Origin of the sequence: Bacillus sp. RC240, assembly GCF_044907945.1 — a bacterium.
Classification (GTDB): domain Bacteria; phylum Bacillota; class Bacilli; order Bacillales; family Bacillaceae_G; genus Bacillus_A; species Bacillus_A mycoides.
In genome coordinates, this window is the sequence record NZ_JBIYCT010000003.1 from 213,440 (window position 1) to 239,739 (window position 26,300).

Annotated in this window: 27 protein-coding genes, 2 pseudogenes and 1 riboswitch; of the genes and pseudogenes, 5 read left to right on the top strand and 24 right to left on the bottom strand. The window is 34.4% G+C overall.

Features of this window, described 5'->3' with window-relative positions; translation table 11 throughout:
* Nucleotides 1–407: 407 nt before the first annotated feature.
* The 6 genes and pseudogenes from nrdF to ABH955_RS12750 form a co-directional block, all read right to left on the bottom strand.
* Nucleotides 408–1,376 carry a class 1b ribonucleoside-diphosphate reductase subunit beta gene (gene nrdF / locus ABH955_RS12725; protein WP_002011508.1) on the bottom strand — a complete coding sequence of 323 codons (969 nt, stop codon included), beginning with the start codon at nt 1,374–1,376 and terminating at the stop codon, nt 408–410.
* A gap of 94 nt (nt 1,377–1,470) precedes the next feature.
* Nucleotides 1,471–2,856, bottom strand: a pseudogene (locus ABH955_RS12730) (ribonucleoside-diphosphate reductase subunit alpha); the annotation flags it as partial.
* Nucleotides 2,857–3,257: 401 nt separating this feature from the next.
* Nucleotides 3,258–3,956 (bottom strand): annotated as a pseudogene (locus ABH955_RS12735) (ribonucleotide reductase N-terminal alpha domain-containing protein); the annotation flags it as partial.
* The gene (gene nrdI / locus ABH955_RS12740; protein WP_105584136.1) at nt 3,943–4,302 is read right to left on the bottom strand and encodes a class Ib ribonucleoside-diphosphate reductase assembly flavoprotein NrdI; all 360 of its coding nucleotides are present in this window, start codon (nt 4,300–4,302) and stop codon (nt 3,943–3,945) included. The gene nrdI and the pseudogene ABH955_RS12735, both read right to left, overlap by 14 nt.
* A 478-nt stretch (nt 4,303–4,780) precedes the next feature.
* Entirely contained in the window at nt 4,781–5,098 is a 318-nt protein-coding gene (locus ABH955_RS12745) for a hypothetical protein (RefSeq protein ID WP_060750618.1), read from the bottom strand.
* Nucleotides 5,099–5,123: 25 nt separating this feature from the next.
* Nucleotides 5,124–5,318, bottom strand: a complete 195-nt coding sequence (locus tag ABH955_RS12750) for an abortive phage infection protein (RefSeq protein WP_113936983.1) — start codon at nt 5,316–5,318, stop codon at nt 5,124–5,126.
* Between the two features lie 261 nt (nt 5,319–5,579).
* On the opposite strand from ABH955_RS12750, the gene ABH955_RS12755 reads away from it, so the two are divergent.
* The gene (locus ABH955_RS12755) at nt 5,580–6,158 is read left to right on the top strand and encodes a GNAT family N-acetyltransferase (protein ID WP_404445654.1); all 579 of its coding nucleotides are present in this window, start codon (nt 5,580–5,582) and stop codon (nt 6,156–6,158) included.
* A 60-nt stretch (nt 6,159–6,218) separates the two neighbouring features.
* On the opposite strand, the gene ABH955_RS12760 is transcribed toward ABH955_RS12755, so the two are convergent.
* Together ABH955_RS12760 and ABH955_RS12765 are read right to left on the bottom strand one after the other, a co-directional pair.
* A complete protein-coding gene (locus ABH955_RS12760) occupies nt 6,219–6,821 on the bottom strand; it encodes a histidine phosphatase family protein (protein ID WP_404445657.1) in 603 nt (200 codons plus the stop codon).
* Nucleotides 6,822–6,902: 81 nt separating this feature from the next.
* Nucleotides 6,903–7,061, bottom strand: coding sequence for a hypothetical protein (locus tag ABH955_RS12765; RefSeq protein WP_002086806.1), 159 nt, complete (start codon nt 7,059–7,061; stop codon nt 6,903–6,905).
* A 253-nt stretch (nt 7,062–7,314) separates the two neighbouring features.
* On the opposite strand from ABH955_RS12765, the gene ABH955_RS12770 reads away from it, so the two are divergent.
* A complete protein-coding gene (locus ABH955_RS12770) occupies nt 7,315–7,500 on the top strand; it encodes a YkvS family protein (RefSeq protein ID WP_002064385.1) in 186 nt (61 codons plus the stop codon).
* 50 nt (nt 7,501–7,550) lie between these two features.
* On the opposite strand, the gene queF is transcribed toward ABH955_RS12770, so the two are convergent.
* The 4 genes from queF to queC are packed head-to-tail and all read right to left on the bottom strand — an operon-like array spanning nt 7,551 to nt 9,929.
* Entirely contained in the window at nt 7,551–8,048 is a 498-nt protein-coding gene (gene queF, locus ABH955_RS12775) for a preQ(1) synthase (RefSeq protein WP_002086808.1), read from the bottom strand.
* An 18-nt stretch (nt 8,049–8,066) separates the two neighbouring features.
* The gene (gene queE / locus ABH955_RS12780; RefSeq protein WP_002086811.1) at nt 8,067–8,783 is read right to left on the bottom strand and encodes a 7-carboxy-7-deazaguanine synthase QueE; all 717 of its coding nucleotides are present in this window, start codon (nt 8,781–8,783) and stop codon (nt 8,067–8,069) included.
* Nucleotides 8,776–9,267, bottom strand: a complete 492-nt coding sequence (gene queD / locus ABH955_RS12785; protein ID WP_002011526.1) for a 6-carboxytetrahydropterin synthase QueD — start codon at nt 9,265–9,267, stop codon at nt 8,776–8,778. Before queD ends, queE begins: the two co-directional genes overlap by 8 nt.
* Nucleotides 9,267–9,929 (bottom strand): 7-cyano-7-deazaguanine synthase QueC, encoded by a 663-nt coding sequence (queC, locus tag ABH955_RS12790; RefSeq protein ID WP_404457288.1) that lies wholly within the window; start codon nt 9,927–9,929, stop codon nt 9,267–9,269. Before queC ends, queD begins: the two co-directional genes overlap by 1 nt.
* 93 nt (nt 9,930–10,022) lie before the next feature.
* Nucleotides 10,023–10,066: riboswitch (PreQ1 riboswitch) on the bottom strand.
* Between the two features lie 208 nt (nt 10,067–10,274).
* Here queC and ABH955_RS12795 point away from each other — a divergent pair.
* Nucleotides 10,275–11,483, top strand: a complete 1,209-nt coding sequence (locus ABH955_RS12795; RefSeq protein WP_002126178.1) for an ATP-binding protein — start codon at nt 10,275–10,277, stop codon at nt 11,481–11,483.
* Nucleotides 11,484–11,492: 9 nt separating this feature from the next.
* Here ABH955_RS12795 and ABH955_RS12800 read toward each other — a convergent pair whose 3' ends face one another.
* The 4 genes from ABH955_RS12800 to ABH955_RS12815 form a co-directional block, all read right to left on the bottom strand.
* A complete protein-coding gene (locus ABH955_RS12800; protein WP_000038354.1) occupies nt 11,493–11,609 on the bottom strand; it encodes a DUF6254 family protein in 117 nt (38 codons plus the stop codon).
* 105 nt (nt 11,610–11,714) lie between these two features.
* The gene (locus ABH955_RS12805; protein WP_002030551.1) at nt 11,715–12,248 is read right to left on the bottom strand and encodes a DinB family protein; all 534 of its coding nucleotides are present in this window, start codon (nt 12,246–12,248) and stop codon (nt 11,715–11,717) included.
* Nucleotides 12,249–12,387: 139 nt separating this feature from the next.
* Complete coding sequence (locus ABH955_RS12810; protein WP_113936979.1) at nt 12,388–14,082, bottom strand: M3 family oligoendopeptidase; 1,695 nt, start codon at nt 14,080–14,082, stop codon at nt 12,388–12,390.
* 156 nt (nt 14,083–14,238) lie between these two features.
* Complete coding sequence (locus tag ABH955_RS12815; RefSeq protein ID WP_002011538.1) at nt 14,239–14,685, bottom strand: MarR family winged helix-turn-helix transcriptional regulator; 447 nt, start codon at nt 14,683–14,685, stop codon at nt 14,239–14,241.
* Between the two features lie 194 nt (nt 14,686–14,879).
* On the opposite strand from ABH955_RS12815, the gene ABH955_RS12820 reads away from it, so the two are divergent.
* Nucleotides 14,880–16,376, top strand: a complete 1,497-nt coding sequence (locus ABH955_RS12820; RefSeq protein ID WP_113936978.1) for a DUF3149 domain-containing protein — start codon at nt 14,880–14,882, stop codon at nt 16,374–16,376.
* A 29-nt stretch (nt 16,377–16,405) separates the two neighbouring features.
* Here the strand turns inward: ABH955_RS12820 and ABH955_RS12825 are convergent, their stop codons facing one another.
* A complete protein-coding gene (locus ABH955_RS12825) occupies nt 16,406–16,687 on the bottom strand; it encodes an aspartyl-phosphate phosphatase Spo0E family protein (protein WP_002011543.1) in 282 nt (93 codons plus the stop codon).
* Between the two features lie 490 nt (nt 16,688–17,177).
* Between ABH955_RS12825 and ABH955_RS12830 the strand changes: the two genes are divergently transcribed.
* Complete coding sequence (locus ABH955_RS12830) at nt 17,178–17,948, top strand: divergent polysaccharide deacetylase family protein (protein WP_002086817.1); 771 nt, start codon at nt 17,178–17,180, stop codon at nt 17,946–17,948.
* Between the two features lie 67 nt (nt 17,949–18,015).
* On the opposite strand, the gene cbpA is transcribed toward ABH955_RS12830, so the two are convergent.
* From cbpA to phnX, 7 genes are all read right to left on the bottom strand, one after another.
* Entirely contained in the window at nt 18,016–18,639 is a 624-nt protein-coding gene (cbpA, locus tag ABH955_RS12835) for a cyclic di-AMP binding protein CbpA (RefSeq protein ID WP_002140932.1), read from the bottom strand.
* Between the two features lie 125 nt (nt 18,640–18,764).
* Nucleotides 18,765–19,394, bottom strand: coding sequence for a class II aldolase/adducin family protein (locus ABH955_RS12840; protein ID WP_002011549.1), 630 nt, complete (start codon nt 19,392–19,394; stop codon nt 18,765–18,767).
* Between the two features lie 249 nt (nt 19,395–19,643).
* On the bottom strand, nt 19,644–21,929 hold the full coding sequence (locus tag ABH955_RS12845; RefSeq protein WP_404457285.1) for an NEAT domain-containing leucine-rich repeat protein: 2,286 nt from the start codon (nt 21,927–21,929) through the stop codon (nt 19,644–19,646).
* A 438-nt stretch (nt 21,930–22,367) separates the two neighbouring features.
* A complete protein-coding gene (locus ABH955_RS12850) occupies nt 22,368–23,150 on the bottom strand; it encodes a DeoR/GlpR family DNA-binding transcription regulator (RefSeq protein ID WP_113936976.1) in 783 nt (260 codons plus the stop codon).
* Nucleotides 23,151–23,190: 40 nt separating this feature from the next.
* Nucleotides 23,191–24,375, bottom strand: coding sequence for a saccharopine dehydrogenase family protein (locus ABH955_RS12855; protein ID WP_113936975.1), 1,185 nt, complete (start codon nt 24,373–24,375; stop codon nt 23,191–23,193).
* Nucleotides 24,372–25,469, bottom strand: coding sequence for a 2-aminoethylphosphonate--pyruvate transaminase (gene phnW, locus ABH955_RS12860; protein WP_113733582.1), 1,098 nt, complete (start codon nt 25,467–25,469; stop codon nt 24,372–24,374). The genes ABH955_RS12855 and phnW overlap by 4 nt, the downstream gene beginning before the upstream one ends.
* Before the next feature lie 16 nt (nt 25,470–25,485).
* Complete coding sequence (gene phnX, locus ABH955_RS12865; RefSeq protein ID WP_404491156.1) at nt 25,486–26,280, bottom strand: phosphonoacetaldehyde hydrolase; 795 nt, start codon at nt 26,278–26,280, stop codon at nt 25,486–25,488.
* Between the last annotated feature and the right edge of the window lie 20 nt (nt 26,281–26,300).

The following is a 26,300-nucleotide window of genomic DNA, read 5'->3' on the forward strand; positions in this document are numbered from 1 at the left end:
CGTTCTCTATCTAATTTCCATTTAAAAATCGACAATCAAAAGGAAGCGTTTTCAAATAACTATATATCACACCGAGTATTACCTCCCTTTTTGTTACTTTTTAAATATTCATGCAATTTTCAAGCCAAAATTTCTAGCATTTGAAAATTCAATACTAGAAAGAACGTATAGGTGGAGTTGGTCCTCATTTCTTCTCATTTTTTATTCATTTTGACATAAGTTATTCAATCTCTCATACGACTAAATATGAAAAATACAACTTTAATCCTTGTTTTTTCATTCTCACTTCCTAAAAAATTGGGCTTTTACAAGATTAAAATATTTCCATGAAATAATAACATTATGTAAACTATTCATAGCAAAAAAGCTGTCTTTTCTATAAAGACAGCTTTTTCTATAACACTATATTAAAAATTGAATACGAAGTCATCGTCTGCTAACTTTTCAACATTCGTTGCTTTTACGTAACCATTTCCTTTTACAGAGAAGAAGTCATGGTTTTTCGTATCTGTACGTAAACCATTTAAAACGATTGGGTTAATTTCTTCTTCCTCAAACTTCGGCTCAAGCCCTAAGTTCATAAGTCCTTTATTCGCATTGTAACGAACGAAACGATTTACATCCTCTACAAGACCGATAGAAGTGTAAATTTCTTCTGTATATGCCAATTCAATTTCATACAGTTCCATTAATAACTCTTGCGTTTCCGTTTGTACTTCTTGTTGCTCTTCTGCAGAAAGTTCTGTGAAGATTTGTTGTGCTAAAATACCAACGAATACGCCGTGAATTGACTCGTCACGAATTATTAGGTTAATAATCTCACCACTTGCCGTCAATTTACCTTGACCTGCTAAGTAAAGTGGATAGAAGAATCCACTATAGAATAAGTAACTTTCTAAGAACACACTTGCTACCATTGCCATGTATAACTCTTTTTTCGTTACTTCAGGCTTTAATAAGCGACGATAGTAACTAGTAACAATACCAGCTTTTTTCTCAAGTAATGGATGGTTATCTACCCATTCAAAAATATCATCAATTTCTTCTTCAGTAGCTAACGTTGTGAAAATATGGCTGTAACTCTTCGCATGTACTTCTTCCATAGCGCCCATGAAAGCTAATACACTTTTCGCTTGTAAATTTTCAAGATGAACAAGTACAAGTGGCATCCCTTCGCCACCTTGTTTCGTATCTAAAAGTGTTAAACCACCTAATACACGCTTATAAGCAATTTGCTCTTCTTTTGATAATTGTGCCCAAGTATTCTTGTCAGAAGACACTGCGATTTCTTCTTCTGTCCAAAACTGAGCGATGTTTTGCTTCCAAAACATTAAACTAAAATCATCTTCTTTTTTGTTCCAGTTTACCGCACGCATTAAATCGCCCCTTCTCTAAATAAACATAAAAAATTGATAACTAAGCATGAGCAGGGTTCAGAAAAACCCTGCTCATAATGTCTCACTTTTTATATTAAACGGTACAAGCCACGCACTCTTCCACGCTTAATTTACGTGTTCTCGTATAATAAAGACTCTTCAAGCCTTTTTTATGTGCATAAATGTAGTAACGTGCTAACTCACGTGTTGAAATATCACTATTAACATAAAGAATAGTACTAATTCCTTGGTCAATATGTTCTTGAACTTCTGCGATTAAATCAATTAATTTAAACTGATTCATATCGTAAGAAGATTTATAGTACCAGAACGTATCTTTTGATAAATACGGCATTGGATAATATGTTGTCGCATTCGCATACGTTCTTGATTCAATTTGACTTACGATTGGCATTACGCTTGAAGTTGCATTTTGAACGTAACTGATCGATTGTGTCGGAGCGATTGCAAGACGATATGAGTTGTATAAACCATTCTTCTGTACTTGCTCTTTTAAACTTGTCCAATCTTCTTTTGTTGGAATATGAATTCCTTCAAATAATTGCTGAACTGTTTCAGTTACTGGGCTGTAATCTGTCGTTTCATACTTTTCAAAGTATGTGCCGTTTGCATAATCAGACTTATCGAAGTCTTTAAATGTTTCACCTTTTTCTTTAGCGATCTCCATACTTTTCTCAATCGAGTAGTAATTTAACATCATAAAGAATGTACGAGCGAATTCTTTCGCTTCAGCACTTTCATAAGCCATTTTATTTTTTGCTAAATATCCATGTAAGTTCATTGCTCCAAGTCCAACTGAATGAAGCTCATCATTTGCTTTTTTCACAGTTGGGGCATTCGGAATGATCGTCATATCAGAAACAGCTGTTAAAGCTTCCATTCCCGCATGAACTGCTTCACGGATTTCTTTATTTTCCATTACGTTTACGATATTTAACGATCCTAAGTTACAGTTAATATCGCGGCGGATAATGTCTTCTGTACCGTAATCATTTATTTCAGAAGTTTCTTGTAGCTGGAAGATTTCTGTACATAAGTTCGACATCTTCACAGTTCCAATATCCTTCAGTGGATGCTGGTTATTTGCATTTGATTTAAACATTAAGTATGGGTAACCAGACTCCAGCTGAATCATAGCAATTTTAATAAGCATATCACGCGCACTAATATCTAGTGGCTTCTTCTTCACTTCCGGATTACTCATTAATTCATCGTACATTTCGTCGATATCTATATCATCTAAATGTTTTCCGTACTCTTTAAATACTGTATAAGGCGCGAAAACATGGAAAGGTTCGTTTTTCTCAGCAAGCTCAAAGAACTTACTTGGAACGATAATTCCGATTGATAGAGACTGAATACGGCTCTTCTCATCGGCATTTATTTTTTTGGTATCAAGGAATTCAATAATATCCCAATGGAAAATGTTTAAGTATACTGCACCTGCACCTTTTCGTTGCATATTGTTACTCCATATCGTCAAAACGTATGGGGGATAGTCATTTCTGCTACCCTCTCTATATCGCTATAGAGTTCAGACCATATCTTCTTCTCGCCAAATTCTTCATTTAACCATTTATCATATGTTTGATGCACATGAATATGGCATAAACTATAATAACTGTATACACCCTTTGAATTTGGTTGTTTTGAGAAGCCAGGTTCGAGCTACTTAGTCACCTACATAGCCACTTGGTCGTTGAACCTTCTCCTTATCTAATAGATTTAGGAGCTTGGCTGCTGATTTCCTGCAATCTTGGATTTTCAGGGGTCGCTACGTAATTTCTTCGTAGTATCCTACCTCGATATACTCAGGCGTTCCAGCAATTGACCCGGTTTTATAGTTGAGCCATAAAGTTAACCCAACTGATTCGCATATGAAAACGAATCTTCAAGCAATTTCATAACAGGTACTACACCACTTGCGGCGTTATCAATACCTTTAATTTGCTCACCACGTGCGCGTAGCTTAGATAAGTTTAAAGCTACTCCACCACCGATTTTCGATAATTGCATTGCAGTATTAATGTTAAAGCCGATTGAATTTAAGCTATCATCCATCTCTAACAAGAAACAAGACACCATTTCTCCTCTTCTGCTTCGTCCCGCATTTAAAAAGGTTGGTGTCGCTGGTTGGTAGTTTTGTTTTACAATCATGCTTGCGAAGTGTTTTGCCTTCGCAACATCACCGCGTCCTAAGTATAATGAAACAATTGCTACACGATCTTCATAGCTTTCTAAGTATTGTTTTTGATCATTCGTTTTTAACGCATAATCTTTATAGAACTTAGATGCTGCCATATAAGATTGGAACTCGAAGTTTTCACCATAAGCGATGTTATAAACTCCTTCTACTTCCTCCAAGCTATACTCGTCCAGAACGTTGTAATAGTAATCATGTTCTTTCATATACTCCATTCGCTCTGCCACGCTATTAAAATGAACGGTATTCTCTCTAGCTTCTTCCATAAAGACTTCTAATGCCTCTTTATCTTTATGAAGCTGATAAAAACCGTCCTGCATTTGCGTGATTTCATTATTCAGTTCAATGTGTCGCAATCTCCCGCACCCTTTCTTTAAAATATTCTACATCATTATTTGTTCCAGATAACTCAAATTTTGATACAATAGGCACTTCATATTTAGTAGAAATTTTGTCAGCACTTGCACCAAACATGTCTCCCCAATTACGATTGCCACTTGCAGATACGCCTTTTAATTTTTCATTATTGCGTTCTAAAAAGTCTAAAACACGTTCCGGTACATTGCCAAAACCTGTTGTATACGTAATAAGAATAAAGTCTTCATCTAATACTAGAGCTTCTTCAATTTGAACGGCCGGCATATTTAATTTGTGGATGAAACGCTTCACGTTTCCTGTCATAGAATCATATGCAACTAACATTTCCGACCCTCCCTCTCCAATCTATATTCTCTGTATGTCGTTTCTTGATTTCTCTATATATTGTATTACGTTTCAAAATAAGACACAAGATATATGTATAAATTCTTTCTTTTTTTAACTTTTACTTTTCGACATGACCGTCGATTTTTTTCAATACAAAGACTATGAAACAACATTCTAAAACTCATGTCAATAAAGTGCTTTTCAAAAAACTTGTCAACGAATTTAACCTTATTTTAAAAAAAGTTAACAATATTTTTTGTCATAAAACAGTAAATGCTGGAGTAATATATTTCTCCAGCATCACGCAAAAAAGAACAGACCTTAAACGATAATCTGTTCCAAAAAACGATTACATTTATCAATTTTACTTTATTAAATATTTATACATACTCTTTCGTTCCTCGTTACATACTAAAAGATAACTATTATAGAAAAAGATTATTATTATGGAACTTCAATTTATTTATGAAAAAAATCATTCAGGCTGCTCAATACGCAAAATATCTTTTACAAATATATGATGTGGATTCTCATCTTTATCGAGCATTGTACATACAGGAGCTTCTTCATCAAAGTATACGATCATTCCTTCTACGTACTGATATGTATGTTGAACTTGTACAGTTACTTTAATTTCTATTGCTTGCTCATATGCTCTTTTTATTTTCTGAAGCATTTTTGCTGAACATTTTCGTTTCTCTGGATACATAACCATTCCCATAAACCTATTCCCAGCTCTATCTTTCCACATGTAATCCCAATGTGGCAATATGCCTTGTTTAAAATCCCCCATAATTCTCCTCTCCTTTATCTTCTATTTATGAACGTGGTGTTTCTGAATATGTATAAATGACCTGTCCACCGCGCTGTGCGTTCCCGATAATATGTTTAAAATCTTCTCGATTTACAACAACTTCTCTGAACGTATAAAATACATCTTTCGTCGCAACATACTCCTTTATTTCACCATTTTTCAGCTGATCCAAAATTGTATTTGCTAATTGTTCATCCATGTATTTCACCTCTCTGCAATAGTTTATTTTATCGCATCTTCTATAGGTCGACAACGGTAAAATTATCCCGTTACTATTATGTAATTCACTTTCATTATTTTTATATCTATATCACTTTATTATATTCGCACTAAATATCATATACTAACATAGCTACTTCTCTATATCAAACTTTTTGATGCCCTGTATAACAAAGTTCCAAATCACTGTTTGATATTTTATTTTATGCTACAATATACATTTAGAACTAGGAGGGATACTATGATTCGGAAAGCAAAAAAGACAGATGCGGTAGAAGTAGCACCTTTATTGTATAACGCTCTGCACGAAATTGCTGAAAAAATCACAGGTAGCACAGTTGAAGCAAAAGTAATACTAGGACTTGAAACATGGTTCGAAAAAGAAAATAATCGATTGAGCTATGAAAACTGTTTAGTGGCTGAACAAGGTGGAAAGGTAGTTGGGGTTATTGTCGTTTATCACGGTAGTGACGCTGAACAACTTGATGCACCAATCATGCACTACTTAAGAGAACTACATGAAGACGAATCCATTACGTTAGAAAAAGAAGCTGAACTTGATGAGTATTATATTGACACGTTGTCAGTTTCAAGTATGTACAGTGGACGTGGTATTGGCTCTAAATTAATCGATGCAGCTGAACTTCATGCAACTGAAAAAGGACATGAAAAAATCGCCTTACTTGTTAATTTAGAAAACAAACGCGCTTTTTCACTATATGAAAAACTTGGTTACAAAGAAGATAAAACCGTTATGCTCGTCGGTGAACCGTATGCCCATCTAATAAAACCATTACGGTCATTGGTTTCTATATCTTAAAAGGACAATTCTTTTTTACTTGTTATGTAGAGAAAGAGGCTGCCAAAGGGACAGCCTCTTTTAAATTAATTTTGTATTTAATACATTTCCATCCATCGCCTCATGAAATGTATACGTTGTACATCCCCATGGCTTCTTATGGAAAATAGGCGAACCAGACCACCCCATTGCCCTCAGTTCAGTCCCAATCATCGCATTAAAATAACTATGACCTACAAGGGCAATATGTCCATGTACGAGCGCATAGCGGTGCAACATATTAGCGGCTTGCCTTGCTCTTTCTCGTACTTCCTTATAAGACTCAACCTCTTTACTATAACCAACTATCCATCGTGTACGTCCAATAAACATCCATACATTCGGTTTACATTTCAACCATTTTGGAGCATAAAAACTCGTTGGAACTTCAGCTTCCCTAAAAAGAGGATTTTGCACAAAAGATAGGGAATCCAATAACTCAGCCGCTGACTGTACAGCGCGCCTTTGATCACTCGTTACAACCAGTTTCGCTGATTCCATCGCCTCAATTGTTTCAATTGGTATAGGAGTTTCTTTTACTGTAGTCCCTAAATCATATTGCTTCATCCATTCACGAAATGAAATAATTGTCATTGGCTCTATAGTACTGTCCAAACGACCATGACGAATAAAAGAAATTCGCATTCTTTCCACTCCCCATTCATCACTTACGAACTATATTACGTACTATTTCTTATTGCCATCATACCATGCATAAAAAGAAAGCTATATATCCCCACCACTATCATGTGTTATCGAAGTGTGCACACCATCCAGTCCATCAAAATATGTAGTTGTTTCATGATGACGCACTTTCTTCAACTGTATATATGAAAATAAAAATAATAAAATCGCTATAAAGCTCCCCACAATTTCAAACATCATTTTCCATCCCCTAATTCCTCCCACTTTAGTAGGTCATTGTATCTTTTATTATACTCCCGTATAAAGATGTATGCATTTTCATCATTCTTCTCCTAAACAATATTTTTTACATATTTTCTTACAAAAAGTGAATATTTTTCGAATTTTTACTTTGGAAACATTTACAAAGTAGTAAATATAGTTCAAAATAAGAAGAAATAAAAAAGCCCAAATTATTCTTTTTTTGGGAAAACTGGAACAAGGAGAGTTGCTTATGCAGATCGCAGAAACTGGAGATATCATTGAATTTAAAGGTGGAATGCAAGGCCGTGTTCAAAAGGTAAATCAAAACTCCGTTATTGTTGATATAACAATTATGGAGAATTTTAGAGAACTAGATATGGAACCTCTTACAGTTGTAAGCCATAAAAACTATACTGTCATTAATCAACATGCATAATATAATAGAAAGAAAGGATCTGTATATCATACAGATCCTTTCTTTCTATATTAACGATTATCGATCTTTTCTGGATATAAATCGTGATTCATCATGCGGTAGTCTGCCATTTTCTCATACTTAGTTCCTGGGCGGCCGTAGTTACAGTAAGGATCGATTGAAATACCACCACGTGGTGTAAATTTCCCCCATACCTCAATATAGCGTGGATCCATTAATTTAATTAAATCATTCATAATAACGTTCATGCAATCTTCGTGGAAGTCACCATGATTTCGGAAGCTAAATAAATATAGCTTTAAAGATTTACTCTCTACCATTCTTTGTTCTGGAATGTAGCTAATATAAATTGTTGCAAAATCTGGTTGTCCTGTTTTCGGACATAAACTTGTAAATTCAGGACAATTGAATTTTACAAAGTAATCACGGTTTGGATGGTTATTATCAAATACCTCTAAAATTTCCGGGCTATATTCAAATAAATATTTTGTATTTTGATTTCCTAATAATGTTACATCTTTTAAATCTTCATCTAATCTTCCTGCCATTTTAAACATCCCTTCTCATTATACCCCTCGTTTATTTCCCCATACTAACGCATGAAGCTGAGGCAGTACTTTCGCATCATTCATTTCTTTACAATTCACAGCTTTTTCAATAAGCCACTCATATTTTTCTAATAGTTTTTTTATAAGCACCGCATCATCCACTGTTTTCGTATCATCATTCCCTACTTGTAAGAAAAATGGTACATTCGGATAACGCTCGTGCATCTTAACTGCATATTCAAAATCTTGATCATCGAATACTACTACTTTTAAACTAAAATCTTTCCCTGCTAGTTTATGAATAACAGAATCTAACATCTGAAAATCTGTTTTCATAGTTGAACTTGGTGGTTTTGGAGAAATCGTTACCTCATCAATTTGAAGCAACCAATCTTGCCATTTACTCCCTTGCGTTTCTACCGCTGTTCGCATTCCATTCTCCTTTAATATAGAAAGAAGAAATTGCATATTTTTCAGCAAAACAGGATTTCCACCCGAAATCGTAACATGAGAAAAATTTTCTCCACCAATTTCTACAAGCTCATTCCAAATGTCTTCCGGTGTCATTTGTTTAATTTGATCTTTGGCCGATCCATCCCATGTAAAAGCAGAATCACACCAAGCACAGCTATAATCACAGCCCGCTGTACGGATAAACATTGTCTTTTGTCCTACAACCATCCCTTCTCCTTGAATGGTTGGGCCAAATATTTCTAAGACGGGGATTTTACTCATCGAGCATCCACTCCCGTCTTACTTCCGCATAACTAGTCGGCGTCTCAAAAAGACGAACAAATTCAACACGAGCTCCCTTATATTCGTTCGCACGATTATCTTTCGTTAATGCTTCTGCCATCTTTTCATAAATCCAAACGACCATATTTTCAGCAGTCGTATTCATTTCTGGCAATGTTTCGTTTAAATAACGATGATCTAAATAAATTTCTATTTCATTTTTCCAAATCTCTTTTATATCTCCAAAGTCAATTGCAAGGCCTATTTCATTTACATATCCGCTAATTCCAAATACGACTTTATATGTGTGTCCATGTAAATTTTTACATTTCCCTTCATAGCAGTGTAAATGGTGCGCTGCGTCAAATGTAAATTCCTTGCTGACCATTACTCTTTTATTATGATATTTGAGTTGTTCACGCTGAATATCCTTGTCCATTTTTTGCAAATTTTCTACGATGCGAAATCCAAAAAAGTTATCCATTAGTTGCTCGCTCCTTCGCGTTCTTGTAGATACGTATCTAATCCCGCTTTACGAAGTTGACATGCTGGGCATTCACCGCAACCATCACCAATGATTCCGTTATAACATGTTAATGTTTTTTCTCTAACAAACTCAAATGCTCCAAGTTCATCAGATAGTTTCCATGTCTCTGCTTTATCAATCCACATAAGTGGTGTATGAATAACAAACGGATAATCCATAGATAAATTTAATGTAACGTTTAATGATTTCACAAACACGTCACGACAATCTGGATAACCACTGAAATCAGTTTCACATACACCCGTTACAATATGACGTGCTCCAACTTGTTTTGCTAATACAGCCGCAAATGATAAAAATAGTAAATTTCGTCCATCTACAAATGTTGATGGCAATTCACCTTCTTCATGTGTAATCTCCATATCCGTTCTCGTTAACGCATTTGGAGCAAGTTGATTTAATAGGCTCATATCTAGTATCGTATGTTTAATTCCTAGCTCTTTCGCAATTTCCACTGCACAATCAATTTCTAATTTATGACGTTGATTGTAGTTAAATGTTACAGCTTCCACTTCTTCAAACTGCTGTATCGCCCAAAATAAACATGTTGTACTATCTTGTCCACCACTAAAAACAATAACTGCTTTTTCTTTTTTCATTTCACTCATTCTCCTTCTCTACTACGAATAAGAAGAAAGAACGTTCTTGAACTGTCACAATAAAAAAACAAAACAATACCTAATGATATTGTTGTTTCCATAGTTTTTTATAGAGGGAGTTCGCGAACCTCTCCCATGCAGTGCACGGAATTTCTTCTTTCATTGACAAAGATTATTGTAACATATTGTATACTACCAGAAAAAATTTCTGATTTTTTCCGCTATTTCGCATTTCATTTATTTCATTTTATAGTATGATTAATTTAATGTTAGAAGAGAGGAGGCATCCCACTGGAACTCTTTATTATTTACCTCTTTTTAAATATATTATCTATTCTCGTTACAATGCTCGTATATCATTTATTTTGGAATCAGAAAGGGAAACGATCTCCTAAATTAAATTCAGCCATATTTATTGTATTGTGTTGCCTCGCTACCATACTATGTATCACTTTCGCAGCAAAAACAAATAATGGTTTTCAGTTCGACATGCGACATATCGTATTAATTGTCGGCACGTTAACGGGAGGGCCTATTGCTGGTGGTTCTATTTTAGCTGTATTAAACATTTATCGCTTTTTATTGGGAGGAATAGGTGCGTTTCCATCCTTTATCGCTTCTATTCTCCTATTTATTGTTCTACTATTAACATACAAATTTTTTAATCGAAGTTCTAATCATATAAAAATAACACTTGCTATTTTTTACAGTCTTACTTATGGATTTGGTTGGATACCATTTTTCCTTGCAAGTGTTACAAATGAGGCAGATTATATACCACATATCATTGTGTACGAACTATGTACGATGATTGGCACGATCCTTATTTTATATTTACTACACATATTACAAATGCAAGTTCGTCTCCAAAATGAACTTATGAACGCTGAGAAATTTCATTTAATCGGCGAAATGGCAGCTTCTATCTCTCATGAAATTCGTAATCCTTTAACTGCAACGAAAGGTTTTTTACAACTTTTACAGTCAGATACATGTTCTGAGAAAGAACGAAAATTATATATCGACATAGCCATTAATGGTATCGAACAAGCAAATCACGTTCTTACAGACTACTTAACTTTTGCAAAACCGAGTATTGAAAAAGAACAACAATTACAAGTAGAGGAAGAATTACTTCATGCGTTGTCTTTGATCACACCTCTCGCTAATTTAGCAAATGTTCGTATAAATTATATAAAACAAAGTACATCTTTCTTTATCGCTGGCGAAAAGCAAAAACTGAACCAATGTTTATTAAATATTTTTAAAAATTGTATTGAGGCTATGCCTACAGGTGGCGACCTTATTCTTACATTAGTTCCAGACCATAAACATATACAATTATATATAAAAGATACAGGAGTTGGTATGGATCAAGAACAAATAAAACGCCTTGGATCACCTTTCTACTCAACGAAAGAAAAAGGGACCGGACTCGGAATGATGGTCGTCTTCAGCGTCATTCAAGCAATGGATGGAAAGATTGATATTATAAGCGAAAAAGGGACAGGTACAACCTTCTTATTAACTTTCCCACTCATACAAAAAACGTGATGAACTTCATCACGTTTTTTCTGTTCCTTCAACTAATTCTGCAAAAGCTTTCACTTTCCCATGTGGCTTTTGATTTTCTTTCCGAGCTTTCCAGGCGCGCTCTTCTTCTCTCTTTTTCTTTGACATGCTTTTCAACTCCTTCTTTTCTTTTCTCCATGTAGTATTCCAAAATGAGAAAGAAAACTATGCATGAGTAAAAAAGAAAAGAAGCGGTTCCCCACTTCTTTCATTTTAACGCTGTAAAATTGCATGTTTCGCTTCTTTTAGCTGTGTAAGATGTCTTTGTTCGTGTAAATCTAGAAATTGAACCCATTGATATAAATTCAAATCATTAAAAATAGGATGTTTTAATCCATTTTCAAATAATTCTTTTTCATCTATTACACTATGAAGGGCATGTAATAATTCTTGTCGTGAATGTTCAAGTAATTGAATTCCTTGCAGTTTTTTCATTAATGTTTCTGTTGGTTTCATTTGTTGAGGAGCTTCCCTTTTATGTGTACGATCAAGCGTAAGTTGGAGGTCTTTAAATGGAGCAAGTTTTCTTTCTTTTTTTTGCAAAGCATATACAAGGGCAGATGTGACAGACTGTTCAACTAAATGCAAATGATGCAAAATTTGAATAATACTCCATTTATCACGGCGTGGCTTTACATTCACCTCCGTATCATTTAACATTTCAATTTCTGATAACAGCGTGCTTCGTGTAGACTGTAATGAGTGGACTAAAGTTTCTAAACTAACATCCATATTAGATTGAAGCATAGTGCTTTCCCCCCTTTTGTTGGTGAAAAGGGGCGCTCCCCATTAGAAACACCCCTAAAATAATTCTGAATTTTCTTTTATTATCTCATCATTTTTCTATTATGTCGATGTTAAACATAGGAAAAAAGTGCATGTTTTTTTACAATTTTGTGTCGTCAACAGCACGTAACCACGCTTCAATTTCTGTAATTACACTTTTTACACACCCTTCAGCGAATGGTGATGTTAAATTTGCAACCTCTACTAATTCTAAGAATGATTTACTTCCACCTTGTTGACAAAGATTCACATAATCTTCCCAAGCCTCTTGTCTATTATCTCTTGCACGTTTCCAAAATTGCAGTGCACAAATTTGAGCTAACGTGTAGTCAATATAGTAGAAAGGTGAGCTATAAATATGACCTTGACGTTGCCAGAAACCACCACGCTCTAAATAATCATTATCTTCATAATCACGATGTGGTAAATACTTCTTCTCTATGTTACGCCATGCTGACTTACGTTCTGCTGGCGATGCTTCTGGATTTTCATATACATAATGTTGATATTCATCTACAGATACACCGTACGGTAAAAATAGAAGTGCTGAACTTAAGTGTGAGAAATAATATTTATCCGCATCTTCTTCAAAGAATAACTTCATCCATGGCCATGTAAAGAATTCCATACTCATTGAATGGATTTCACACGCTTCATATGTTGGCCAATTATATTCTGGAATTTCATACTTACGACTTTCATATACTTGGAAAGCATGGCCTGCTTCATGTGTTAGCACATCAATGTCACCAGACGTTCCATTAAAGTTTGAGAAGATGAATGGCGCTTTATAATTCTCGATATATGTACAATATCCACCACCAGCTTTTCCTTTTTTCGCAACTAAATCTAATAAATCATTATCGAGCATGAAATTAAAAAATTCATCTGTTTCAGCTGATAATTCTTTATACATCGTTTTCCCGTGATTAATAATCCAATCGGCATCGCCTTTTGGAGTTGGATTACCTGTAGCAAACTCAAAGTTTTCATCATAATAAGCGAGCTTTTCTACACCAATGCGTGCTTTTTGTCTATTTCTTAACTCGGTTGCAACCGGAACGATATAATCTAATACTTGCTGACGATAGTTCGCTACCATTTCAGCATTATAATCTGTACGATACATTCTTGCATATCCTAATTCAACAAAGTTTTTAAAACCAAGTGTTTTTGCGATTTTCGTTCTCACTTTAACAAGCTCATCATAAATGCGATCTAACTCTTCCTCTTTCTCAGCTAAAAATCCGTAGTATGCTTCACTTGCTGCTTTACGTTCACTTCTTTCTTTTCCTTGCATAAATGGAATAAGTTGCGATAACGTTCTTTCTTCTCCTGCAAAGTCAATTTTTGCAGATGCTAATAACTGTGTATATTGTGAAGACAGTTTATTCTCTAATTGTAAATCTTTCACGACTTCATCAGAATATGTTTTCAAATCACACTCCGCAAGAGCAAATAATTGCTTTCCATAATACGCCTCTAATTCTTCGCGGAATGGAGAATGAATTAACGCATTATAATACTTTGTACCATACCCTTGTACAACTGGAGAGAATTCATCAAAGAAATCCTGCTCATCCTTATAAAAGGCATCTGTCGTATCAACAGAATGACGAATGTAACAAAGGTTCCCCATTGTACCAAAGTCATTACGAATTTCGTTAATTGAATTGATAACTTGTTTTTGTTCTTCTACAGTTTTTGCGTTATCAAATTTCTCTAAAGCAACAGTAAATTTCCCTTTTAATTCTTCAATATTTGGCCGTTTATATTCATAGTCTTTAAATGACATGAACAAGCCCCCTCTCCGTTATGTATACCTTTACTATAATTCAATACTTATTCCCAAATCCCCTCTTAGTTTTCAACAAAATTCGGCAGCTTCCATCTTGCTTATATGCAAAAAAGCCTTGGATTTCTTTATCCAAAGCTCCTTTGGAACATATCATCATTTTTCATACTTTCCAATTTTTTTCAATAGCTCGAGTAATTCATCCTTCTCATCCTTCGTTAACATTTCAAAAGACTGATATATAACTTGCTCATGACCTGGAAAAATAGAAGCAATAAAGCTCTCTCCAGACTCCGTTAATTGTGCATAAATAACACGCCTGTCATTTGGACATGGAATTCGTTTTACAAGCCCTTTTTTCTCTAGCTTATCTACAACGTATGTAATGCTGCCACTAGCTATTAAAATACGCTCACCGATTTGCTGAAGTGGTTGGCCTCCTTTATGATATAGTAATTCTAATACAGCAAACTCAGTTGGATTTAATCCGTTACTTTGTATGGATTTATTTGTAGTATCCATAACAGAACGATGTACACGGGATAATGCAATAAATACTTTTAAAGATTGAGAAATGTCTTCTCGCTCATTATTTGATGTCATATCATTTCAACCCTTCACTTAAATTCTCCGCAACAAAAAGAAAAGCAACGTAGCACCTCATTACAACTTCCGAATGAATATTCACTCATTCCTTTTCCTTTCCCTAATGTAATGCAAATGATTCTTGAATAAAAACATGACAATTTTAACATAGTTTATATATAATGATAATAAAAAAAGAAGGAGTACCAAATTTGAAAGTCAAATTACAAAGCATAGTTTTTTACATACTGCTTGTTATACTGCCAACGATAGGGATTGGTGCCACATTTTTTTCATATCACACTTATCAAATGAAACAGGCAAACAAACTATCTGCTCACACTGTTCTCTTTTTATATAGAGACTATTTAGACCATCACCTTGGTGAAGCTATATCTGCCTTAGAAATGCTCGCAAAAGTCGTAGGGACCGAAACTGGCAACATCAATGGGATTAAACAGATTGTACATGATACCGATGGAAATGATCAACGTTTTTCCGGTCTATATTACGCTACGACAGATGGGATGATTACACTCGCATCCCAAGGCGATTCGCCGCCTATTGACGTTTCTGACCGCCAATACATCCAAGATGCATTGCAATCTAAGAAAACAACTGTATCATCAGTTATTACAGATCGCGTTCTTGGACATCAAGCTATTATGATTGCGTCTCCAATATTTAATAGACAAAAGGAACTCTCAGGATTATTATTAGCAAGTTTACGCTTTGACTACATTTCAGCCTCTTTAAATGCTATTAAACCACAATATCATTTCGAAGTGACTGATAAACATGATGTAGTTTTTCTAACCGATGATAATAACGAAACAAGCGATGGGCATTCTAACATGCTTACTACCCCACTCCAAAGATTAAATTGGAAAGTCTCTGTTTCTCCGTTACCTATTCATCAACAAACTTTATACCAGTTAGTTTCAATAGAGTGTATAGCTACTTTATTTTTAATGTCTATTTTATTTTTACTTGCTCAATATATGTTATTAAAACGTCAAACAAAACTAGAAAGACAACAAAATGAACTACAAAAAATTGAATTGGTTGGAACTTTTGCAGCTAGTACAGCTCATGAAATCCGTAACCCTCTTACTGGAATTAAAGGACTCGTTGCTCTGTTAAAAGAGAAATATAAAGATGAACAGGATCAGTTCTACTTTTCCGTAATCGAACAAGAAATAGAACGGATTAATGAAATTGTAAGCGAATTTCTTATTCTTGGAAAACCAACTGCCATCACTGAACAAACATATGATGTAAGAACGATTCTTAATGAGGTATCATTAATTATCCAATCTGAAGCGAATCTACATAACATTGTATTTCATTTACATTTGCCAGACCACCCTGTTCATATACGTTGCTCAAAAGACCATATGAAACAAGTGGTTTTAAACATTACAAAAAATGCAATTGAAGCCATGGCTTCTGGTGATACATTAACCATTGTAGTAACAAACAACGAAAAACACGCACACTTGCAAATTATTGATACTGGAAAAGGGATTCCTAAACATATTCAAAAACACCTCTTTCATCCGTTCTTTACTAATAAAGATACTGGAACAGGTCTTGGGCTTGTTATATGTAAACGAATTGTAGAGATGTACAATGGGCATATATTTATTGATAGTAAAGAAAACAAAGGAACGACAGTTCATATAGAGATTCCATTACACATAGTATAATTATCCTTATCTTAAAAGGGTAATTATACTTATTTCATAAAACCAGCTACAAACATTCTCCAAAAATTGTTTGATTTCCCTTCATACCCAATTTGAAAAATAGGAACCTTTATAATTGAAAACCATTTCGGTGTTTGTTTTTCTTTGTAACGCTGATACTGTACGATAAGCTTGTCCAATTCTTGACTAACTTGAATTGTCTCCATACTATTTAACCCACTTGTTAATCCTAAATGAATCATTTCTTCACGTTTCATATGAATATCATGCGAAAGCTTTTCTAATGTGTACTTCCTTTTTACAGTAAACATCCATATCCCCCTTATTTTTCTTCAATACTCTCAACGCCTCTTCTACTTTAGCCCTTTAAACACTTAATCCTATTTAAAATTGAAGAATCAGAAAATTTAACATTTTTCCCCTGTAATTTACAAATCTTTACCCTCACTTTGAGAATTATTACAAATTATTCTATCTTTGTAAATACATTCGCAATAATAGACATTTTTTTCATCTTCTTTTTTGTAAATACTCAGTAAACAGTGGATTCTCTATTTTCAATGTACTTTTCTTCGACATTTTTTGTTTAATTTATGTAAAAACGCAAAACATAATGATGATTGATAAAGTGAAACTTGAATTAGTGGGGATTTTGTTCATCCCCCACTAATTATTAGCCTTCACCAATCGAGCGCTTACGGGCAGTGGATCTCCCACCTAACTTCTTTGCTCCAGCCGAATTTTGAGGTGGGAGTCTTACTGCCCGCAAATAGCGGGATAAAATAGAAAGGAAATATTTATATGCGCAAATATACCATTGCATTTCTCGTCTTCACCCTGTTCATACCCTTCTTCTTCTTTCCTATTCAAGCAAACGCTCATACGAATAAGGTTGCTATTGTCATCGATGATTTCGGCAATAATATGAAAGGCACAGATAAGATGTTATCACTTCCAATTCCACTCACTGTTGCTGTTATGCCATTTCTTCCTTCTACTAAACAAGACGCAATAGCTGCCCATAAAAAAGGGCATGAAGTTATTATACATATGCCAATGGAACCAATTAGAGGAAAAAAAGAGTGGCTTGGACCAAAAGCGATTACAACAGATTTAAGCGATGAAGAAATAAACAACCGACTCGAACAAGCAATTCAAGAAATACCTCATGCAATAGGAATGAACAATCATATGGGATCAAAAGTAACCGCTGATGAAAGGATTGTACGTCTTATACTTTCTGCCTGTAAAAAACACGGTTTATTTTATTTAGATAGTAAAACAAACCCTAATAGTGTTGTCCCAAAAATCGGTAAAGAATTAGGCGTGCCTATTATTGAAAACCAATTATTTTTTGATGATGTATATACGGTAAGTCACATTTCAAAACAAGCACAATTACTCATAAAAAAAATCCAAGACAAACCCATTATGGTAGCTATCGGACACGTTGGGGCTCCAGGTGAAATTACATCACGTATTATCGAAACTTCTATTCCTAAAATTCGTGAGCATGCAGACTTTATTTTTTTATCTGATTTAGCGCTATCTCCACCTTCTGTTTCAAAATAAGATTCATTTCTCGCACTAAAAAAGGTACCTATCTACATATAGCAGATAGGTACCTTTCCTTTTCAACTTAAATATAATCTACATGACTCACCCTGAATCCCTTTTTCTCTATCTTTTCAATTAATTGCTTTAATTTTTTTTCATTTAACTCATCCGATATATTTACGATAACACGGCGAATATATTGATCACCATTATCAAGCGTAAACAGCCCACCGATATTATATGCTTTTAATAATGTCCCAAGCTCTTTAATTGTTCCCTTACAATCTTGTGTTGCAATTGTTAATATATAACCACCCGTCCGCATACCGAACGAATCCTCAATAACATCAAATACATTAGAATGTGTTAAAATGCCGACAAATTCATTATACTCATTTAAAACCGCTAAAAACGGGAGACGACGAATAACGTAAAAAGCTCTAAAAAAAGAATCCTTTTCAAAAATAAACGAATTTGGATTTTCCAGTACATCTTCTGTACTTACATCCTCTAATCTGCTATTACACTTCTTTTCTAAAAGATCTACTTTATAAATAATCCCCGTGAATTCCTTCTCATTTTCTGCTAATACAGGGATTGCGCGAAATCCCGTTTCATTCATAATTTGTAACGCCTTTTCACCAGAATCATTCGTTTTACAAAATGTCACCTGCTGTTTTGGCAGAAAATGATATTTAACTCGCAAAATATGTTCCTCCTTACATGTCAACATGTAATCTATATATAATAAGGAGACCTATATTTTATGAGTGAAATTTCTTTTTAAAACGCTTTCATTTTTATGGAATGGTAATCTCTGTGAATACATCTTTATATAACAGAACTTTTTGCCCCTTTTATCATTAAAAGCTTTACGTGATAGTTCATTAAATACTCTATACCTTCCAACCATTTTTTCGCTTCTTCTGGAGTTTTCCCCCACACGATCATTCCGTAATTATGAACAAGGACTACTCCTCCACCTTCAATAAAATTCGGAACATTATTTTCTAATAAATTAGCGAATTTCTTTTCATCTTCTACAATTGGAATTGTCATTTCTGTAATACCATCTTTTCCAAAAACACGTTCCACACTACGTTTTTCGAATGTTACTTCTCCTTCTTTCCCATATAGCTCTGACATTAAATGACTATCTACAGTCTGTACTTGTAAAATGCATTCTGCACTACTTTTTTTATAAATATCCGCATGCATAAATGACTCTATAGCTGGTTTTTCTTCGTTTTCAAATACTGGCTCACACATGCAATTTACGACAATAAAATCTTCTTCAGAAAATACCCCTTTATCTCTTCCCTCTACATTCACTAAAAATGTTAATGGCTCTTTTGACGTACACATCGATAAACTAATTTTCGTACCATAAAACCAATCGCGAAGTGCCAATTCTGCTTTCACATCTTTTAATTCGTTCCATTTTTTCAGAAAAAATAACATTTCGTCACCCCCGGCGTAATATTAATATAATGTTCAAATCCTTTCTATATAAAAGGAATGTTTTTTGATTATTCTAAAAATTTAATTGAATTATCACACGAGAATGCCTTTTTGTCAATATCGTTTCAGCACCTATCGGAAAAATAGGCCTATCACATGTAAACACTCCTGTCTATTTAGCACTTGATTTTGTACATATAAAAAATACGTTATTCTTCTTATTAAAGAATAACGTATTTTTCTCATTTATTATTTTTTTATTGCCTTATACAGAAATTGCGCATATTGCTCACGTGTTACGAAATCATCCCCTAAAAAGTTCCCATTCCCGTCACCTTTTGATATATTATTATCCACTAATGCTTTCACATATCCTTCTGCCCAATGACCTGTTGGTACGTCTGTAAAGTTCTCCAAATTATTTTCATTTTCATTTAACTGAAATACTTTTTGTAATACTACTGACATCTCGTACCTAGTTAATACTCCTTCTGGACGAAACTTACCTGTACCATCTCCTTGCATAATTCCAGCTTGTGCAACTGTAGCAATATCTTGCTCAAACATATGCCCTTTCGTATCAGTAAACATCTCTTTCTGCTCTACTTTACTTTCTAATTTCAAGTACCTTTGTACTAAAGACGCAACTTGTCCACGAGTAATATTATCCCCAAATCCAAATTTACCATTTCCATATCCTTTAAAAATATCTTCTTTCGCTAAATAGTTAATTGCTGTCTCTGACCAATGTCCTTTCGGCACATCATTAAATTCTATTACTGCTTCTATTTTCTCGTCTTCTTTAGAAGGATTGTCCTCTTTACTTTCTACTACATTTTGAATAACAGATCCTGTGAAGAAGATTCCTGTATCTGCAAATGGGTCTTTCACACCAAATTCATATACTTTCTCACCTGGTGTACTCCACTTAACTACATCGTTACTATACGTACCATCTTCACTCTTCAAACGAATTTTTGTAGAGATTTTACCATCTTTTTCGTATACAGGTACTTTCACTTCTTTATTTACTTCTGTGTCCGCTAAAAAGACTTTTTGATTTTGAACATTAATGTAAGCTGTCTTACTTAGTTCCACAACTGGTCTCACATCGCGGATTTCATTTGCCACAAAACTTAGAAATACTAACTTTTTCAAATTGCTAACTGGTGTTAAGTCTGAAATATAATTTGCCTCTAAATCAAGCTTTTGTAAGTTTACTAGACTTGATAATGGAGTAATATCCTTTAACTCATTATTAGGTAAATCTAATTCTGTAAGCTGAGTCATTTTAGCAAGTGGTGTCACATCTTCAATTTGATTTTTCCCGATAAATAATTTATTTAATTGATTCATTTGATCAATACCCGATAAATCTTTAACTTTATTACGCGTTAATACTAAATCCTTTAAAGGTAATGAATATAACGGTTTAATATCTTCAATTTGATTACCTGCTAAAGTTAAGTATGTTACATTTTTCAACGCGCTTAATGGAGCAACATTCGTAATTTTATTATTTGCTAAATTCAAGTAATCTAGTTGTTCCATTTTCGCTAATGCTGTTACATCTTCTATTTGGTTGCCTGATAGATATAAACTTTTTACATTTTTCATTTCAATTAGTGGTGCAATATTTGTAATTTTATTATTACTCAAATCAAGAGATTCTAAATTATCCATCTTAACAAGTGGTGTTACATCTGAAAATTCATTACCACGCAAAGCTAAATGATTTAATTGCTTTAAATTCGCAAAGAACGACGGATCTGTTATCTTCGCATTCGCAACTGTTAAAGATTTTAAATTTGGCATATATTTTAATGCACTATAATCCAGAATCTCATTCGTGTTTAAAAACAAGTCCTTTACTTGTAATAACTCCTCTTTCGTAATTGGTGTATTTAAATCTTTTCGATTAAATACTTTTTTATTAACAAGTTCTCTTAATTTGTTATCTGTTATCATATTTTGACTATCAACTGGATGATCCGTTTCCGTATTGCCTGAATTAGAGTTATCATCTGGTTTCTCTGTTTCTTTGTCACCTACAGTTGGATCTTTAATTTCAAATTGAACTTGATATTTGTGATCATATCCGATGGCCGGAATAAGTATATGCATTTGCATATTATGCTTCTTCTCAAATTCGCCAATTTCAAATTGGACTACTTTCGTTCCATTTTTCCTCTTATCTTCTGATAAAACTTTCACATCTTGAAATACACCAGGTTGGTTTTTATCCTCTATTCTAAGATATTGAAAATAATCGCTATCTTGTATTGTTACAGTAACGATTTTTTTCCCGTCTTTAATTGCTACTTTAGGATTTTTTATGTACTGAGAAACCATAGATGGCTCATCTTTTTGATCCTTATATATTTTAATCTCAGTATCATACGTGCGATCACTGGCTGCTGCTACCGACTGGTTTGCTTCAATTTTTATTGCTGCTAACGCTGGAGTAGAATACGCAGCAAATGGAATAGCTAATGTTGTTGCTACTACTAGAGCTTTAATATAACTTTTTTTCAAAATAATATCCCCTTATCTTATATATATTTCAATTGATAATTACTATCAATTACTAACATAATAAATGATAATGAATCTCATTATCATTGTCAACAAGAATATTACATTAAGTTTATATTTCCATAGATAAAAAATAAAAAACCCTTTACTCAAAGGGCTTTTTTGCCTATCGTATGAAGGATTTCACTTTTTTCTTTTTCATTAATAACACCAATTTTTTGCAAAATGTTTGCATACAATACAAGTTTATTATATATCCGTTCCGACATACTTTCCCTTCTTTCCTTCGACCAACTTTTTTTGTATTGGTAAATTATATGAACGAGATGAGAAAATGTGTCCACTTTTTGCATAAATACAAAGCTTTTATTTTTTTACTTGCTGCTAGTAAAACTCCCACCTAAAAATTAGGTGGGAGTCTAAACGTATTCAATTCATTTAGCAAACTGTCCATTGAATATTATGCTTTTTGACTTCTTCTTCAAAACTATAGGGCATTTTCTTATCACACATAATATGTTGAATACGAGAAAATCCTGCTATTCGGTAGTTCCCTTTTACGCCTACCTTTGTATGATCGCATAAAATATACGTTTTCTCAGCTAATTTCATCATCGCTTCTGACAGTTTCGCCTTTTCTAATTCAAAGCTAGAAACCCCAAAACCTTGCAACAACCCATCAATCGAAACGAATGCTTTATGAAAATGAAATTGATGAATTACTTGCTGTGAAATAGACCCCGACACACGTGAATGTTTTGGAGATACTTTCCCGCCTATAAATAAAACTTCACCGTGAAACATCTTTTTATTAATAGAAGAAATTAATTGTGTTGCTACTGGAAATGAACTTGTTACAATCGTTAAATTTTTACGATGAACAAGATATGGCACCATTTGAAGTGGTGTACTTCCATCATCAATCGCAATAACATCTCCATCTTCCACAAACGTTGCTGCTTTATACCCAATTCTTTTCTTCTCTTCTATATGCAGCATCTCTCGTTCTAACATCGGTGCCTCTATCCCAGCTCCCGGAAGTTGAACGGCTCCACCGTACACTTTCTTCAATTTTTTTTCACGATCTAATTCTTCTAAATACCGACGAATCGTCTCTGTTGATACTGCGAACTCTCTCGCTAATTCTGAAACTTTTACTTTTCCTTTAAACTCTACCTTCTCAAGAATTGTCCTCTTTCTCTCTTCACCTACTACAGACATAGCCTCACCCCATTTATATCTACCTCATAAACTGTCTTACTTATACAAAGTTATAATTTTCTTTTTCAGTGAAAATCTCTTCATGAATATAAATACCGCGCTTTTCTAGTTCGTCAAAAATAATTTGTGGATTTTCGAAAGCTTCTTCAGGAGTAATAACACCGACTTTATTAACTACTCCTTTTGCAATTAACTCTGTAGCGATTCCAAATGGGATACCAACATTTCTTGTATAGGCCCTTAATTTCTCCCAACCTACTACAGAACCGTCAGATAGCGGATGTGTATGGTATAACACATGCCTTTGTTTTTGATTATTTTTCATACCTACTACTTCTACATGAAGTGCATAACCATAAAGCTCTGTTTCTTGTCCTTCTTTCGATTTTAATAGATACTTCGAAATACAATCCATAATACCAATTTCTTTACCCTTTATTTCAATTTGATCATTACGCAATATACCATAATCATATAAAGCACGAACGAGCTGCATATTTTGCTCTGGCCAAGTTCCTCTTGTTTCAATAAGCTGTACACCTTTATCCTCCAGTGCCTTCGCTAACGTAATCGTTTCTGAATGCGGGATTATATACTGCATTGTTTTTCCGTAAGGTGCTGGTAATTCAATTTCTCTCGGGCGCGCAAACGGAGGTACTTGCTTGAATTCACCTTCCTCATACACTGTACGCGTCGGCAAATGTGGATCATATTCATATGTCGTTGTCTCTGTAATTGATGCAGAAAAAGCAATTGGACGATACGAGCCATGACTTACTCGAACTGACTCTACAGTATCTAGCTGATTTGCTGCATACATGGCCATCATTTGCGTTACACCTGGTGTCATACCAAACCCAGGTAAACATGTTGTTCCATGTTGAACAAATTTAGAATGGGATTCATTTTCTTCACCGAATCCATTTAAGTTCACACCGTGACAACCGGCCTCTGCGATACAGCGAGTAGACAATCCATTTAACTTTATCGTCGTACCATCCATTACAATGTTATAGCCCTTCATTTTTGCGACCGTATCCTCATGATTTGTCACATCGACTTTCACAAAATCAACACGAGGATCATTTAACCACTCTACTACTTTTCGGCCTTCCTCTTCATTAAAATCGGCTACCGTAATCGTCTCAAAAGATGAAAATTGAACTAAATCTAAAATTGCTTCACGACAAATTTTACCTGCTCCACCTAAGCAAAATACTTTCACCCTATAACAACCCCTTTAGCAATACTATCAACTAAGCGATTAATATCGTCTTCATGTACATCACCGATATTTCCAATGCGGAACGTATCTACTTTCGAAATTTTACCTGGATAAATAACAAATCCATATCGCTTTAATTCATTATATAGCTGCAAAAATTCAAATCCTGCTTCTGGATAAATGAAAGATGTAATAATAGGAGATTGATATTTTTCATCTACTAATGGCTTAAAGCCTATTTCTTTCATTTTGTGCACTAGTAGTTTTTGATTGCTATAATATCGATTGTAACGGGCTCTTACCCCGCCTTCTTCTTCTAATTCAAGCAATGCCTGATAAAAAGCATGTACAACATGTGTAGGTGAAGTAAAGCGCCATTTCCCATTTTGCTCTTCCATCGTTTCCCACTGATCATATAAATCTAATGATAAAGAACGAGCTTGTCCTTTACATTTCAATAGTTCATCACGATTTGCGATGACAAAACCGAATCCGGGAACACCTTGAATACATTTATTCGCACTACTAATTAGAAAGTCAATTTGCAACTCAGCGATATCTATTTCAATACCACCGAAACTACTCATTGCGTCAACCAGTGTAACTTTTCCATATTGTTTTCCCAATTTACATACGTCTACAATTGGATTAATAATACCTGTAGTTGTTTCACAATGAACAACTACAATATGCGTAATCTCTTTATCTTGTTGTAATAACTGTTCTACTTCTGCAATATTAGTAGGCTCCCACTCTTCTGTTTGACTGACCACCACATCTATATGTAACATCTCTGCCATTTGTACAATCCGCTTACCATACGCACCATTTGTACAAACTAGCAGCTTTCCGTTTCTAGGAATAACAGAACCAATTACTGCTTCAACCGAAAACGTACCGCTTCCTTGCATTAAAACTGTTGTGTACTTTTCTTCCTCCTTTGTCGCTAACGATACAAGCCTATTTCTTACATCTTGCACCATCGTGTTATATTCAACATCCCACGTACACCAATCGTATAACATAACTTCTTTTACAGTTTTTGTTGTCGTTAATGGTCCTGGTGTTAATAATAAATAGTGATTTTCATTCATGATCGTGTGCCCCCCTTTATGAAATAATAAGTTCTTGTTTCTCGATATGTTCAATTACGTTTTCGAGCTCCTGCATCGTTTCAATTGTAAAATGAGCCCCATTTTCAACGAAACGATTACGAACTACTTCTATTTTTTCACGAAGATCTAACGGATCCATATTCTCAACTTCCTCTTCCGTTAAACCGAGCTCACTACTACCGAGGATTACACCAACTGTCCACATTCCAGCATTTCGGCCCTCTTTCATATCTGACACGGTGTCTCCAACTTTTATCATATGATTCATTGGGTATACACAGAGTTCCATCGCATTTTTATAACACATCCACGGATATGGACGACCTGCTGGAACATCATTTGGCGTCACAAGAAAATCAGGTTTATACCCTTGTATTTCTGCTTCTTTTGCAACAATGTCCATCATTTCTCTCGTATAACCAGTTGTTGATCCAATTTTAATACCTCTTTCACGTAGTGAAGAAACCACTTCTTTTACCCCATCAATTAGCGTGGCATAGTACGGTAAAATAGCAAAGAGAATTTCTTCAAACTCTTCATACATCTCATGAATGTCTTCTTCTGTTGGTAATTGTCCGAAGACACGCTTCCACTCATTCGAAATACGGGGCATTTCCGTTAATACCCTAACATGATCAATCTTCAATAACCCCATTGGTTTACGAGCTTCTTCTGCTGTAATTTCAACACCGCGTTTATGAAAAATCTTCATGAATACTTCTAATGGTGCAAAACATCCGTAATCAACTGTCGTACCTGCCCAATCAAAAATAACTGCTTCAATTTTCATTCTATCCATCACCCTTCTTA

Coding starts and splice junctions, on each gene's coding strand:
- ABH955_RS12810 (WP_113936979.1), bottom strand. CDS start 14,082: ATGTCATTTAAAGACTATGAATATAAACGGCCAAATATTGAAGAATTA.
- nrdI (WP_105584136.1), bottom strand. CDS start 4,302: ATGTTAGTTGCATATGATTCTATGACAGGAAACGTGAAGCGTTTCATC.
- ABH955_RS12815 (WP_002011538.1), bottom strand. CDS start 14,685: ATGACATCAAATAATGAGCGAGAAGACATTTCTCAATCTTTAAAAGTA.
- ABH955_RS12755 (WP_404445654.1), top strand. CDS start 5,580: ATGATTCGGAAAGCAAAAAAGACAGATGCGGTAGAAGTAGCACCTTTA.
- phnX (WP_404491156.1), bottom strand. CDS start 26,280: ATGAAAATTGAAGCAGTTATTTTTGATTGGGCAGGTACGACAGTTGAT.
- ABH955_RS12850 (WP_113936976.1), bottom strand. CDS start 23,150: ATGTCTGTAGTAGGTGAAGAGAGAAAGAGGACAATTCTTGAGAAGGTA.
- ABH955_RS12805 (WP_002030551.1), bottom strand. CDS start 12,248: ATGCTTCAATCTAATATGGATGTTAGTTTAGAAACTTTAGTCCACTCA.
- ABH955_RS12795 (WP_002126178.1), top strand. CDS start 10,275: ATGCTCGTATATCATTTATTTTGGAATCAGAAAGGGAAACGATCTCCT.
- queC (WP_404457288.1), bottom strand. CDS start 9,929: ATGAAAAAAGAAAAAGCAGTTATTGTTTTTAGTGGTGGACAAGATAGT.
- nrdF (WP_002011508.1), bottom strand. CDS start 1,376: ATGCGTGCGGTAAACTGGAACAAAAAAGAAGATGATTTTAGTTTAATG.
- ABH955_RS12770 (WP_002064385.1), top strand. CDS start 7,315: ATGCAGATCGCAGAAACTGGAGATATCATTGAATTTAAAGGTGGAATG.
- phnW (WP_113733582.1), bottom strand. CDS start 25,469: ATGAATGAAAATCACTATTTATTATTAACACCAGGACCATTAACGACA.
- queE (WP_002086811.1), bottom strand. CDS start 8,783: ATGAGTAAAATCCCCGTCTTAGAAATATTTGGCCCAACCATTCAAGGA.
- ABH955_RS12825 (WP_002011543.1), bottom strand. CDS start 16,687: ATGTTTACTGTAAAAAGGAAGTACACATTAGAAAAGCTTTCGCATGAT.
- queF (WP_002086808.1), bottom strand. CDS start 8,048: ATGGCAGGAAGATTAGATGAAGATTTAAAAGATGTAACATTATTAGGA.
- queD (WP_002011526.1), bottom strand. CDS start 9,267: ATGGATAACTTTTTTGGATTTCGCATCGTAGAAAATTTGCAAAAAATG.
- ABH955_RS12800 (WP_000038354.1), bottom strand. CDS start 11,609: ATGTCAAAGAAAAAGAGAGAAGAAGAGCGCGCCTGGAAAGCTCGGAAA.
- ABH955_RS12765 (WP_002086806.1), bottom strand. CDS start 7,061: ATGATGTTTGAAATTGTGGGGAGCTTTATAGCGATTTTATTATTTTTA.
- ABH955_RS12750 (WP_113936983.1), bottom strand. CDS start 5,318: ATGGATGAACAATTAGCAAATACAATTTTGGATCAGCTGAAAAATGGT.
- ABH955_RS12830 (WP_002086817.1), top strand. CDS start 17,178: ATGCGCAAATATACCATTGCATTTCTCGTCTTCACCCTGTTCATACCC.
- ABH955_RS12745 (WP_060750618.1), bottom strand. CDS start 5,098: ATGGGGGATTTTAAACAAGGCATATTGCCACATTGGGATTACATGTGG.
- ABH955_RS12760 (WP_404445657.1), bottom strand. CDS start 6,821: ATGCGAATTTCTTTTATTCGTCATGGTCGTTTGGACAGTACTATAGAG.
- ABH955_RS12840 (WP_002011549.1), bottom strand. CDS start 19,394: ATGTTATTTTTTCTGAAAAAATGGAACGAATTAAAAGATGTGAAAGCA.